Genomic DNA, 13,959 nt, shown 5'->3' with positions numbered 1-13,959 from the left:
TTTACTCCTTAAAATAACTACAAAGTGAGTTCAAACCTGATTCAATATACTGAGGTTGTTTAAGGCTGAAGTCATCATCAGTTACAGATAAATATACAATCCCAGTAGAAAACCTTGATTTTCCATCAGATAATTTAACTTGATACATATAAGATTTATCGGCTATTTCTGATGTTTCATCAATATCACCAAAATACCTCATATTAGGATGGACATATTGTAGTGCTTTAATCAAGGATTTCTTGTATTTATTTTCATCTTCGTTTCCTGCATTCGTTAAAACAACTGCTTCCTCAAAGCTAGTAGCATAATATCCATTTATTTTACCTTGCGAGAACATAGTGATGTTATTGTAATCAATAATCAATTCTTCATTGTTATTAAGCTTTTCGATTATCTTGTTATTAATCTCACCATATTTAGCTTCTTCATCTTTTAGCTCTTTTTTTATAAAATATTGCAGAGTACCATTCGTACTCAAGGAGCTCGTTGCAGCTGCATATTTACTCTCTAAATCTGATATGTTTTGTGGAATCACATCAGGATCAGGATCATCATTATCTTTTATATCAACTTTCTTTTCGGATTCAGATCTTTTTAAATCTAAATCTGTAAAAATAACAGTTTTAATTTCTAATAAGTCCAATAAACTAATAAACTGGTGAGCGTATGCTCCATCAATTCTGTAAACTTTAATATGATGCTTCTTCAATATTGGGTGTTTATCAATCTCATATCTCAGGTAAGTTTCTTCAGAAACTCCCTCAACTAAAACAACTGCATCAGCAAAGAAAATATCTGATACCTCTAGTCTTAAATATTTTTTGATATATTCATAAGCTTTTTTATCAATATTTCTACCAGATACTATTGCGTCATCACTTATGTTCTTTATGATATTATTTACACCTGCTTGACCTAGATAACTAATATTATTAAGTGTATTTCCTGATTGAATCTTACTGTTCAAAATATGTGTTGAGTGAGTCGTAATGATAATTTGAAATGTATCTAGCTGCTGTTTTTTTCCTAATAAGGTAGCGATTGCTTTTGAAATATTCTTTATAAACAGCTCCTGCATCTGGGGATGCATAAACGACTCCGGTTCTTCAATACAAAGAATATTTACTGAACCATTAATATCTTTCTTGCTGTATAATTCAATGTAGTCAACAATCTTTGCAATAATAACCATCAAGTTTGTATATCCCATACCAAACTGGCTTTCAGGTATATTATTATTTCCCTCTTGATACTCATAAATAATACTATTTGCAAAAATTTTCTCTAAAGTTACATCTGGATGTAAATTCATCTTTAAATTCTTAGTTGATTCAATGCTTGATACTGCACTCTGAAGAATATTCTTGATATTGGTATCAACCATATCCTTTACTTGATAATTAATGTCACCAACTAATTTATCAATTGTAGCTATATCATTATTTTTTATATAAGTTGAGACTATTTTATTGTAAGCTTGCGAAAGTGTCTTGTCATTTTTAACCGTATTTGCCTCTATTGTTTCTACCTTTAGCAATGAAGATAGAGAAAATTCTTTAGCAGGCTCCTCTTTTCCTATAGGATAAAAATTTAATACAAAATAATTACTGCTAAATAAACCTAAAAATTGTCGATATTGAATCTCTTTTTTATATACGATATTTTTATCTTGCTGATTATCTGTTTCTGAATTACTTTTTTTTAGTTTAATAAGCTCTTCTTTAAAAGATTTCTCATCCGCCACTTCATACTTAATATCGATAGTTACTTCCGCAATATCTTGATTTTCTTGAGTTTCTACTGTTTTTATACCACTTACAACTAATATATCTTCGAAACTTGAAATCAAATCATTTCCATCATCGATTCCTAATATCAACTGAAACTCTAGTTTAGGAAAATAAGATTGATCAATACTTTCTATCTCTTCTTCAGATTTATTGTCAATATTTTCGTGATACCAATCTGATAATATTTTTAAATTAAAATCGGTATATTTAAAAACACTACGACTACCTGACTTACTATTTTGTAGTGTATTCAATAATTTGACAATTGTACTTTTACCAGAATTATTTTTACCTACAATTAATGACGAACTTTTTGATATATACTCTTCTGTTATATTTATTTTCTCTGTTTCATCTTCATCTTCTGGAATTTCCGGCCATTTGCTATGAGCGAAGTTAATTACCTGAACTTCTTCGCCATATTTTCTATAATTTTTTATTGATAAACTTTTTAAATACATAAAAATTCTCTCCTATTTTGGAGTTCTCATACCCAGCTCTCTCAACCGTTCCTGTCCCATCTTCAACATCTCTTCCTCCACCTTACTCCATTTTCCAAATAGGCATTCGTGTAGATGTTCTGCTGCTGAGATTTGATCTACTTCCGAATCATAAACACACGATTGATCTCTTTGATAAATTTGAATTTGATTAAAAATTTTGTCATTTTCTAACTCTCGTAAGTTATCAACTAAATATTCTACAATTCCATCATGGTGCTCTTTGGGAGTCGCTCTCGCTTGATTAGGATCTATGGCGTAGAGCTCCTCATAACGTATCAAGGTACTGAGATAAGATAATTCTGGCTTGGTCGCAATCAGTGCAAGTGAGACTTGATATCCTCTAGTTGCCAATAATTGGGCCGTTTTTCGGGGAACTTCTGTTGTTCTCAAGGTACCCTCGATTAACAAATGATAACCTTTTTTACTCAACTCATCTACAAGATATTCAACCATTTGTCCCGCGAATACTTTGGTATAATCCACGCTATCTTTGCCATACTTTTCCTGTAGACCAAGGTAGTTCGGATGAAAAGAGCGATAACTATCCCCATCAATGATAATGATATTACCTTGAAATTCCCTTTGTTTAATACGATGAATCGTTGTTTTCCCAGCACCACTCTGTCCACCGAGCAAAATAGCCTTAGGATGAGATGAGGTTGTTTTTCCACGAGTTAAAGAACGGATAAGCCGTTTGGAGGCTTGTTCAAAATTATCTTGACTAAATTCTTCTAGTTTCATTAAGCCACCACCAGATGACTAGCTTGTTCTAGCATACGTTCAATACCATCCAAATAGCCATTAAATCGCTCTATATCCTCAAAAGTTGAAACAAGATAAATCCTCGTATTAATCAAATCAGACAAATCATCGCTCATTAGAACCCAAGGATTAGAAGTATCATCAAATGCAATTCCTTGTTCATCTTGAAAACGATAAAGTTGCGCTAAGATATTCGCCCCTCGTTCTTTAATCACTTCAATTTTCAGAGTTAATTGATAATCTTCTACTGGTGTGAGCATTTTTTCCTCCCCTACGATATCGATATACGAAACATTAAATTTCTTGCAGATACGATCTATTAATTCTGTCGAAACTCGACTTGTCCCATTTTCGTAACGACTCAGACTATTTCTAGAGATACCAACAATCTTTGCAAACTCAGGCTGGGTTAATTTATGTGTTTTACGTAACGTTTTTATATTTTCTCCAATCATGTAACTCCTCCTTTTATTTATTTCTATTATAGCACAAAAAATAAAAACGCACCAAAAATGGTGCGTTTTTATTTACACTAGATTCACAATTGTATAATCATCGTTTTGCAGTAATTACAAGACTTTTTTTACAAATTGCATTGACAGCAATCCTTCAATCTTAGAGCCATGAGTTTTGAAATTTTCGTCGATTTCTTGAATTTCTAATTCTGTATTGCTTTCAGCAATTTTCTCAGAAACGGGTGAATGAAAACTATATTCCCCAATTTCGTAATATAAGAAATATAGATATTTTTTTGTTCCTAGATGATAATCAAAAAACTCGATCCCCATATCTTTGTCGTAATCATAGTAACTATTTTTCCAAAAAATATCATTAGTTTTTTCTTTCAACAATTTCTCATAGTTTTTTTCATAACTAAATACTCTTTTTTTCTCTTCTCCAATGAATTGTTTGTGGATCAGATTCGGGGTAAATACTTTCAAAAATTCTTCTTTTAGCTGATAGTATTTCCCCATTTCCTCTTCCGCTTTTTCAATATTACTCTCCAAATGCTGATGGAAGCTTCCATTTTTGTATTCTTTAATTTTATCACGATAATTTTTAGCTCGTTTATTCACAGAATATATACATTCTGCAATAATTTCATTTGTAATTTTTTTCTCATTAATCAATTCATTATATAGCTTTGGAGTTTTCATTTCATAATCCCTTTTTAACTATCTCTTACTATCAGATATTTAAAAAAACTAATTCACATGTTTTATTGTAACGTCTAGTTACCTTTTTTTCAATAATTAGATATTTCAATCTTAATAATAATCTCTTAATTCACCTGTTTTATACTGTTCAACCAATTTCCAGAGATTATGAGTAGTTAAATCTGGTACAAACGTATACCATTTATTGGTCACGAACAACTCAACTAACATATCAATTGCGTATTTGAAATTTAAAATCTCATTCATTTCTGTAATACTATAATATAGTTTGTCATGGCAACAGTGATAAATAATCAAATTCAACCTATCATCAATGAAATCAAACTCTAGTTCTTCTCCTTCACGAGATAAAGTTAGATAAAAATTATATTCATCACGGCAAAAATTAACAGTGACATCAAAATCCGCACCTGTTTCAATTTCGATATTTACAGTCTCTAAAATTTTTTTAGATAAATACTCTTTATAAACGTTCATTTTATTCTCCTTTTGTTGTTTATTGAGTTTAAAAATAAATTGAATGATACCAATGTCTGGAGGGCCAAGTTCATGTACTAGGCCTGTAATAAAAAAAACATATGCTTCATACATATGCAACCTCCTACTTTCTCTCTGTATATAGTATGCCATTTTTCCAAATTATAAAAATAAAAAATTAAAAAAAACTGATAACGGTGTTGTTTACTTCTCAATTTTTTTGTACTTATACCTCTTTCTCTCATCCCTCAATTTTTTTGCGATTCTGATTTTTCTGTGTGTTTAGCGTTGACAGAAACGTATGTGTAAGTCACGCTAAACACACAGTACTAGGTAAAAGTGAATAACGTAAAAAAATCTTATCCTAATTTTTTTATTTTAAAATTTATGGCATACTAATAATATCAAGATAATTGATTGAGTAGAGACGTAACTAATATAGCTACGTTTTTTATGTTTGAAAGGAGGTAGCTATCGTGGAAACAGTAGGTTTAAGCTGGGTTAGGAAAGAACCAGTTTTGTATTTCATTAACTAAAAAAAAATAAATGTATAGATAATAAAAGAGATGTCAATAGCAGTTTAAAAAAAATTTTTTGATCGTAACAAAGTAAAGAATAAAAGTAAAAAACGAAAGTAAATAACAGGAACCAATTTTTGTATTTCATTTACCAATAAAAAATAAATGTATAGATAATAAAAGTAATGTCAACAGCAGTTAAAAAAATTTTTTGATCATAACAAAGTAAAAAATCAAAGTATAAAAACTAAAGTAAATAACAAAAGTCTAAAAATCAAATACAAAAACTAGCTTAGCTCAGTCGCTAAATTCAGAGCATTTAAACCTGAAAAAGACTAACAAGAAAAAACAACAGATTTTTTTCTGCAAGATGGAACTCTACATCTTATTTGAATTGAGTCAACTTGTCATGTTGTAAAATGACTTGGTTATCTTCTTAGCCATCAATTAAGAAGCGCCCTAAGCAAAGGGAAGATACTACATCAGTGAATATAAGCTTAAGTCACTGCACTACTTCAACTTGAATAAAAAAGACCTTAAGATTTTTCTTAAGATCTTCTTTAAAAGCACATTATCTACTATAGAAAGGAAAGAACTATGACAAAGAAGAGACGTAGTCGTGCTGATCGACGAAAAGCTAAAGAGAAAGCTAAGAAACAACAGATGGATTCTCTAACTACTTTCGAAGGCCGTAAACAATTCGTCCAATCAAAAGGACTAACTAATCTAGTCACGCGCTTTAAAAAAGGAAAGGGTATCAAGCGAAATGAATCCAAAAAAACGGGAGAGGACATTCATTTAATCCATACCGACCGAACTCTTCATAACTACGCTGGTTCCTGGAGCAGATTTGCTTCCTTTGTTGCCTCAATAACTACTACCGAAGATTTAGAAGCTCTTGATAAATCTAACGATATTGAGGGATGGATTGACTTAGTGAATCAATACTTAGAACATTGTAAGAAATTAGGACTTTCTGCTCCAACCCAGTCAACCTATAAAGCAGCATTAGCCAAAGTTTTAGGAGTACCTTCTACCGCTTTTGTTGCAACAGATATTCGATATCGAGCCGACAAAAAGAATAATCGTTTGAAGTCTAATGACGACAGGATGTCTGAAGAAACAAATAATCGCTGGTTCTCAATCGTATCTGCCACTGGGCTACGAAAAAATGAATTAAAAGCTATTACTGGAGACTCCCTCTACCAACGTGAGGATGGCCAATATTATCTTAAAATTATTGGTAAAAAGCATAAATCAAAAGGAGCACGAGACCGATGGGTTCCGATTATTACGCGAGACAAAGAAGAATTAGAAAGGCTTGTTGAAGAATTTAAACTAGCTGGTAAAAAGCGTGTGTTTCAAGTTCCATCTGCTTTAAAACCTCATAAATATCGTGCAGAATACGCAAAACGTCTTTATCTTCTTGTCGCGCGAGATCCCAAAGATATCAAAGATAAAAAAGAAAAAATTTATCTACGAGGCGAATTAAAAGGTGTTGTCCTTGATCGAAAGGCTTGTTTAATTGTATCACGTGCTCTCGGACACAATCGACCAGAAGAGTTTCAAAAATCCTATGCATATAAGTTAATCGCACAAGCAAACTAAGTAACTTTTTCCAAACATTATGATATATCTCTCATTAAAATTAAAAAATTCAACTAAATAAAAATCGTACTGAAAGTATTGATCTTTTTCTCAACATCCTAAATTTAAATGAAAAATAAAAAAATTTTTTTTAGAAAATAAATAAAGTAGATAAAAACTTACTTTTTCCTTCAAAACCTTGTCACATCAATAAAAGATCGTACTGAAAGTATTGATTTCTTTCTTAACATTCTTGTTCTAAACTAAAAAAATTAAATTAGGTAAGAACCTAATTTTTTCCTTCAAAACCTTGTTACGACGCGTTTTTAAAGCACTCTTAATTGAGTGTTTTTTTGTTTTTTTAAAAAAAAATTCCATTTTTTTTTAGGCGTTTTCGGAAAGATTTGTGGCATACTAACTAATGTAAAAAAATAAGGAGGTAAATAAATGGAAACTTAATAAAATAAACTAACCTTTAGAAAAAGATGTTGATCTTAGCCCAAACAACATACTTTATCAAAATACTATGTGAAAGGAACTTAATAGAATGGCTAGAAGAAAATTAACACCGGAAGAAAAGGAAAGACGTTTAGAAGAAAAAATCAATAATGAAAATAGTATATTAGAGGTTTTCTCATCAAAGTCTTGTTTTGCTGGAATAGATAAATGTAAAGTATCCCTACAGGATTTTTCTGTAGAGCGTGTAGAAATTAAGAATTTAAAGCAGGACAGTTCATGTAATCTAAAAACCTCTATAGATGGAGAGTTACTTGGTTTAGATATTAAATCAGAATTTTTTGGGAAAATCACTATTTCTTTTGATACATCAGATTTTAAAACACCCTACTGTTACATTGAATTAATTCACGGAGGTTTAAATTTCGAAACGGTTGGTATTGAGGGGATTAAAAATAGATTAGCAAACGCAATCGATTTTATTAAAAATAATTACGGTATTATCATTACATACTCGACTGCCCTCTTTCTCGAAATTGAACTTGCTTATACTATTGCTTTTGATAAAACTCCAAACCTACAGCTCAGAAGTTTTCTACACAAATGTCTTTCATCAGGAAACCCTCCTAATTTTGGAAATGAGAAAAGTAAAAAGAACAACTATGACTATCCAATTTTGAGTTGTAAGATTAGTAATGAAGAATTAACTGTTACTTACGATAAAATTGAAAAAGCAAAAAGAAAAGGACAAATCAGAAGAAATGGTTCAAAACTAGATAATATTAATGTCCAAAGATTTGAACTAGTATTAAAGAAAAATAAAATAGAAAAATTTTTGGGAACCAATTCCTTAGATTTGCTGAATGATGCACAATTGATAGAATATTTGGAAACAAAACTTCATTCAACAATAAATGTGTACATAAAGTTAATTGAAGAATCAAGTATTAAAACTAAAAAAGTGATTCAAGATGTATATAACAAACACGGTCCTAAAAATTATATTAAAGCACTTTTTAATCAAGTAAATAACCATTCTCTTAGAACTTTGTCTCCTTTGGTGTTAGATGAAGAAATTATAGCATTGACGAATATTAGTCCTTTCAAAAATAAAGCTAGAACCAAAAGAACAATAATAGAATCCTTCCAAAATAGCGAAGAAGATTATTCTGAAAAAAACGAGACTGGATTAATGATTACTTGGCACGTTCGAGATATATTTAAACTATTTTATGAATCACTAGAAGTTGCTAGGGAAAAAGGGTTAGGATGTCATAAGGATACTACATCGACTCATACATATAAACACGTTTTAAAAGATTATCCATTAGGTTATAGGAATAATATTTTCGACGAAATTATAAAATCTAATACTCGAAATCAAAAAAATAAAATTAGAAATCATGTTTTAAAAGAATTTCCTGATAAAGATTTAGATATCAATAAAAAATAACGCAAATTAAATAATAACTTTTTTATATTTATTGCTGTAAACCTTGATATAACAACGAACATATTTTTATATGTAAACAGTTTGAGTTTAATATTTGAGAAAGGAAATAGATATGTGTAAATTTTTTAGAACAAAAAAAGAGCTTGTTTCCAAACTTTGGTCGGTGTCAGAAACAAACTCAAAATATACTAGTAATAATATCTATTACCTTCTTCTATTATCGCAATAAAATTTAGAAATTTCAAGAGGATTATTAATTATGAAACAAACAATGAACAAAGAAGATTTAATTAAAATGGGTTACAATCCCTATACTGCCATTACAATTATTAGACAAGCTAAGCAAATTATGGTACAAAAGGGATATGCCTTTTATAATAATCGACGTTTAGGGCATGTCCCTATCGTTGCTGTTGAAGAAATTCTGGGTGTTTCACTTCACAAGGAGGAATAATGCCACAAAATCAACAGAAAACTAAATTTCCTGGAGTCTATACTGACAAAAACGGAAAATTTTTTATTCAAACCGAATTTGGTATAGATAGAGTAACCGGGAAACGTGTACGAAAGAAATCAAGGAAAGATCAACACGGAAATCCATTTAATTCAGCTTCAGAAGCATATAAGGAATTAACTCGACTGAAACATGAATATCATCAATCTCAAGGTTATTCTAACTACCGGATGAAATATCGGCAATTTATGGAGGAACATTACATTCCTTATTATAGAACAACAGTTGAGCACAGCACATTTTCAGTTCGAGAGAAAAACCTTTTACAGCTTTGTGATCGTTTTGGTGACATTACACTTCGTTCGATTACCCTCGAACAAGTCCAGAAGTTTCGAACATGGTTACTGACTAGTCAAGATGAGGATGGTACCGGATATTCACAAGGATATGCTAGCCTCATCTTTGGCATGTTTAGGAAATCATTGGACTATGCTTTGCAAATGGGATATGTGGAAAAAAACATTTCTAAGCAATCTAATGCAATTCCTAAAGGAAAAAGTAATGTCCCATATTGGACTAAGAGCGAATTTGAAGCTGTTATTTCGCAAATTTACATTGAAGATGTATATGAACATTTAAACTTCGTGATGATTTGGGTATATTTCATGACTGGCGTACGTGTAAATGAAGGTTGTGCCCTTCAATGGAATGATGTTGACTTTGATAAGCAACGCCTACGAGTTCATCATATGCTTATTGTTAAAAACAAAAAAGAATGGACTCGTAATTCGTATTCGAAAACTAAAGACGGAAAAAGGATGATTAGTTTAGATAAAGATACAATTGATGTGTTAAAAAAATGGCGTGAAGCTCAAAAAAAGATTGGACTAGGACACGAGAACGATTTTATCTTTTCATACGATGGCTTACCTATGTTGAAATCTACAATCTCAAGGATTATTAAAAGGTACGCCAAGATTGCTCACGTAAAGCCTATCCAAGCGAAAGGTCTCAGGCACAGCCATGCTTCCCTACTAATTAATGAATTAAATGCTACTGTACTTATTCTATCAAAACGTTTAGGACACTCTTCTCCTGAAATCACATTGAAACATTACTCACATCTATGGGATGGCGCTGATGAAGTTATCACTAATGAAATGGTAGGAATTATTAATGTTTCTTTCCCATCTTCTAGCTTAGTACATTTCAACGGGAACCAATCAATTTCAAAATAACATTCCCACCAAAAACCCCACCAAAGAATTACTAACTCCTTAAAAAGCCTATTATATAGCGATTCTCAAGGAGTCTGCAACCGTTGAGTGGGAATAGACCACAATCAAACACAAAAGAACTCTGAATCGGATTCAGAGTTCTTTTTATTAATAAGGAAAGCACTTCTGCTTTCCTTTTTTATTTACGTTTTTTCTTCGCTTTTTTCATTTTGTTGGCCATGCGTTTCATAGACTGTTTCATGGCAAATTCACCGATTTTACCTTTGAGTCCGCCACCAAACATCTGGCTCATATCTGGCATGCCTGCTCCTCCGAGAGCTGACATATCCGGCATGCCACCCTGTCCCATCATGCCTTCAAGGGCAGACATATCCATTCCTCCCATATTTGGCATGTTTTTAGGAAGGTTATTTGGATTGATTCCCATTTGTTTCATCATCTTGTTCATATCACCAGACATGACCCCTTGCATGAGCTGTTTGGCCTGATTAAAGTCCTTGATGAATTTATTGACTTCGACAAAGGTATTTCCAGAACCTGCAGCGATACGACGGCGACGACTTGGATTTAACAGTTCAGGATTTTCACGTTCTTCAGGTGTCATGGAAGATACGATGGCTCGTTTACGAGCAATCTGACGCTCATCCACCTTCATGTTTTGAAGTGCTGGATTGTTAGCCATCCCTGGAATCATCTTGAGCAAATCTTCCATTGGCCCCATGTTTTGCACCTGATCCAATTGATCGATGAAATCATTAAAATCAAAGGTGTTTTCACGCATCTTCTCAGCCATTTCAAGGGCTTTTTGCTCATCGTATTCCTGAGAAGCTTTCTCAATCAAGGTCAACATATCCCCCATACCAAGGATACGGCTTGACATACGGTCTGGGTGGAAGGTTTCGATATCTGTAATCTTCTCACCCGTACCAGTGAACTTGATTGGTTTACCAGTGATATGACGAACAGATAGAGCCGCACCACCACGTGTGTCTCCATCAATCTTGGTAAGGATGACACCAGTTACTTCCAACTGAGCATTAAACTCACGGGCGACATTGGCCGCTTCCTGACCGATCATGGCATCAATGACGAGTAGAATTTCATTTGGTTGAGCCAGTGCTTTAACATCACGAAGCTCATTCATCAAGAGCTCATCAATCTGCAAACGCCCTGCCGTATCGATCAAGACATAGTCGTTGTGATTGGCTTGCGCTTGCTCCAAACCTTGGCGAACAATTTCAACAGCAGGCACTTCTGTTCCAAGTGCAAAGACAGGAACATCGATTTGTTGTCCAAGTGTTTTCAGCTGATCGATGGCTGCTGGACGATAAATATCTGCCGCAATCATCAAAGGACGAGCATTTTCTTCCTTCTTGAGTTTATTAGCCAGCTTACCAGCAAAAGTCGTTTTACCAGCCCCTTGCAAACCGACCATCATGATAATGGTTGGAATTTTTGGTGACTTGATAATCTCAGCCGTATCGGAACCTAAAACGGCTGTCAGTTCCTCATCAACTATTTTGATAATCTGTTGGGCTGGATTGAGGGTATCAATGACCTCGTGTCCAACTGCACGTTCTCGAACTTTCTTGATAAAGTCCTTCACAACAGGCAAAGCAACGTCAGCTTCCAGCAAGGCCAAACGAATCTCTTTGGTCGCTTCCTGGACATCAGCCTCAGAAATTTTTCCTTTTTTACGTAGATTTTTAAAGACGTTCTGTAAACGTTCTGTTAAACTTTCAAATGCCATTTTTCTTCCTCTTATTCTCTATTATCAATACTTGTTAAAATTTCTATCTGTTCCTGCAGAAAGTCATCCTTAGGATAACGCTCCAAGATCTGTTCAAAAATCTGACTACGGACAATGTAGTCCGAATACATGTGCAGTTTCATCTCATAATCTTCTAGAATCTTTTCCGTCCGCTTGATATTATCATAGACAGCCTGACGACTGACACCGAACTCTTCAGCAATCTCAGCAAGACTATAATCATCAGCATAATAGAGTTCAATATAGTTCATCTGCTTGTCTGTCAAAAGCGCCGCATAAAATTCAAAAAGAGCGTTCATACGATTGGTTTTTTCGATTTCCATAACTTTTATTATACCAAAAAAACGATTATACTGCTAGAGTAGAAGCACTTCAAATAGAGTAAGAAGAAGAAAAAAAGAACCTTGCAAGGCAAGATTCTTTTAGTGTCTGACTTAAATAATTGTTCTTCTGGGAACTTAATCGAATTAAGCTTCGATTTCTGTAACCATACCTGAACCAACAGTACGTCCACCCTCACGGATAGAGAATGTAGTACCTTGTTCTACGGCGATTGGGTGGATCAACTCAACGTCGATAGTCACGTTATCACCAGGCATTACCATTTCAGTACCTGCAGGAAGTTCGATTGAACCTGTAACGTCAGTAGTACGGAAGTAGAATTGTGGACGGTAGTTGTTGAAGAATGGAGTGTGACGTCCACCTTCTTCTTTAGTAAGGATGTAGACTTCACCTTTAAATTTAGTGTGTGGGTTGATTGAACCTGGTTTAGCGATAACTTGTCCACGTTCGATTTCGTCACGTTGAATACCACGAAGAAGGACACCTACGTTATCTCCGGCAAGACCTTCATCAAGTTGTTTACGGAACATTTCAACACCAGTAACAACTGCTTTTTGAGTTTCGTCTTTGATACCAACGATTTCGATTTCGTCGTTGACACGAACAGTACCACGGTCGATACGTCCTGAAGCAACAGTACCACGTCCAGTGATTGAGAATACGTCTTCGACTGGGAGAAGCAATGGTTTATCTGTATCACGTTCTGGTTCTGGGATGTACTCATCAACAGTATCCATCAATTCCATGATGATGTCTTCATATTTAGTATCACCTTCAAGTGCTTTAAGAGCTGAACCTTGGATAACTGGAAGATCGTCGCCTGGGAAGTCGTATTCTGACAAGAGGTCACGGATTTCCATTTCAACCAATTCAAGCAATTCTTCGTCGTCTACCAAGTCAATTTTGTTCATGAAGACGATAAGGTGTTTAACACCAACTTGACGTGAAAGAAGGATGTGTTCACGAGTTTGTGGCATTGGTCCGTCAGTTGAAGCTACTACAAGGATAGCTCCGTCCATTTGAGCGGCACCAGTGATCATGTTTTTAACGTAGTCCGCGTGTCCTGGAGCGTCGATGTGAGCATAGTGACGTTTTGCAGTTTCATACTCAACGTGCGCAGTGTTGATAGTGATACCGCGTTCGCGTTCTTCTGGAGCAGCATCGATAGACGCATAGTCTTTAGGTTGGTTAACTGCTGAAGGCAAGCGACGTGCCAAAACAGTTGTGATAGCTGCAGTCAAAGTAGTTTTACCGTGGTCAACGTGTCCGATAGTACCAATGTTAACGTGTGGTTTACTACGATCGTATTTTTCTTTTGCCATTTGAGTAAAAGCCTCCAATAAAATATATTTTATAGATAGACAGTAGGCAATACAGTCTAACTTTCCTTACTATTTTATCAAATTTCTGCTAAATTGCAAGTGTTT

The 13,959-nt window shown here is 33.7% G+C and carries 12 protein-coding genes; 4 read left to right on the top strand and 8 right to left on the bottom strand.

The genetic code is table 11. From position 1 onward, the window contains the following. Window position 1: 1 nt before the first annotated feature. From NMM25_RS04050 to NMM25_RS04030, 5 genes are all read right to left on the bottom strand, one after another. A complete protein-coding gene (locus tag NMM25_RS04050; protein WP_254736036.1) occupies window positions 2-2,254 on the bottom strand; it encodes an AAA family ATPase in 2,253 nt (750 codons plus the stop codon). A gap of 12 nt (window positions 2,255-2,266) precedes the next feature. After that, window positions 2,267-3,037: a type II toxin-antitoxin system toxin PezT gene (pezT, locus tag NMM25_RS04045; protein ID WP_254736035.1), complete on the bottom strand. Its 771-nt coding sequence runs from the start codon at window positions 3,035-3,037 to the stop codon at window positions 2,267-2,269. Further along, window positions 3,037-3,513 (bottom strand): type II toxin-antitoxin system antitoxin PezA, encoded by a 477-nt coding sequence (gene pezA / locus NMM25_RS04040; RefSeq protein WP_225750124.1) that lies wholly within the window; start codon window positions 3,511-3,513, stop codon window positions 3,037-3,039. Before pezA ends, pezT begins: the two co-directional genes overlap by 1 nt. Before the next feature lie 114 nt (window positions 3,514-3,627). Beyond that, a complete protein-coding gene (locus tag NMM25_RS04035) occupies window positions 3,628-4,215 on the bottom strand; it encodes a hypothetical protein (RefSeq protein WP_084860003.1) in 588 nt (195 codons plus the stop codon). A 111-nt stretch (window positions 4,216-4,326) separates the two neighbouring features. Further along, the gene (locus NMM25_RS04030) at window positions 4,327-4,827 is read right to left on the bottom strand and encodes a hypothetical protein (RefSeq protein WP_239823556.1); all 501 of its coding nucleotides are present in this window, start codon (window positions 4,825-4,827) and stop codon (window positions 4,327-4,329) included. 1,001 nt (window positions 4,828-5,828) lie between these two features. Here NMM25_RS04030 and NMM25_RS04025 point away from each other — a divergent pair. The 4 genes from NMM25_RS04025 (at window position 5,829) to NMM25_RS04010 (ending at window position 10,419) form a co-directional block, all read left to right on the top strand. Then, the gene (locus tag NMM25_RS04025) at window positions 5,829-6,839 is read left to right on the top strand and encodes a site-specific integrase (protein WP_149517334.1); all 1,011 of its coding nucleotides are present in this window, start codon (window positions 5,829-5,831) and stop codon (window positions 6,837-6,839) included. A gap of 526 nt (window positions 6,840-7,365) precedes the next feature. Continuing rightward, window positions 7,366-8,727 (top strand): hypothetical protein, encoded by a 1,362-nt coding sequence (locus NMM25_RS04020; protein WP_084860005.1) that lies wholly within the window; start codon window positions 7,366-7,368, stop codon window positions 8,725-8,727. 259 nt (window positions 8,728-8,986) lie between these two features. Continuing rightward, window positions 8,987-9,181, top strand: a complete 195-nt coding sequence (locus tag NMM25_RS04015; RefSeq protein WP_149517335.1) for a DUF3173 domain-containing protein — start codon at window positions 8,987-8,989, stop codon at window positions 9,179-9,181. After that, window positions 9,181-10,419: a site-specific integrase gene (locus tag NMM25_RS04010; protein ID WP_254736034.1), complete on the top strand. Its 1,239-nt coding sequence runs from the start codon at window positions 9,181-9,183 to the stop codon at window positions 10,417-10,419. Before NMM25_RS04015 ends, NMM25_RS04010 begins: the two co-directional genes overlap by 1 nt. A gap of 178 nt (window positions 10,420-10,597) precedes the next feature. Here NMM25_RS04010 and ffh read toward each other — a convergent pair whose 3' ends face one another. The 3 genes from ffh to tuf all read right to left on the bottom strand — a co-directional run bounded on the left by ffh (window position 10,598) and on the right by tuf (window position 13,854). After that, window positions 10,598-12,169, bottom strand: a complete 1,572-nt coding sequence (gene ffh, locus NMM25_RS04005; RefSeq protein WP_049518581.1) for a signal recognition particle protein — start codon at window positions 12,167-12,169, stop codon at window positions 10,598-10,600. 11 nt (window positions 12,170-12,180) lie between these two features. Further along, entirely contained in the window at window positions 12,181-12,513 is a 333-nt protein-coding gene (locus tag NMM25_RS04000; protein WP_254736033.1) for a putative DNA-binding protein, read from the bottom strand. A gap of 144 nt (window positions 12,514-12,657) precedes the next feature. Next, entirely contained in the window at window positions 12,658-13,854 is a 1,197-nt protein-coding gene (tuf, locus tag NMM25_RS03995; protein ID WP_009730078.1) for an elongation factor Tu, read from the bottom strand. Window positions 13,855-13,959 lie beyond the last annotated feature (105 nt).

This window comes from Streptococcus sp. CF10-1 (assembly GCF_024295825.1).
Classification (GTDB): Bacteria; Bacillota; Bacilli; order Lactobacillales; family Streptococcaceae; genus Streptococcus.
This window is presented reverse-complemented; position numbering and strand designations above follow the sequence as displayed.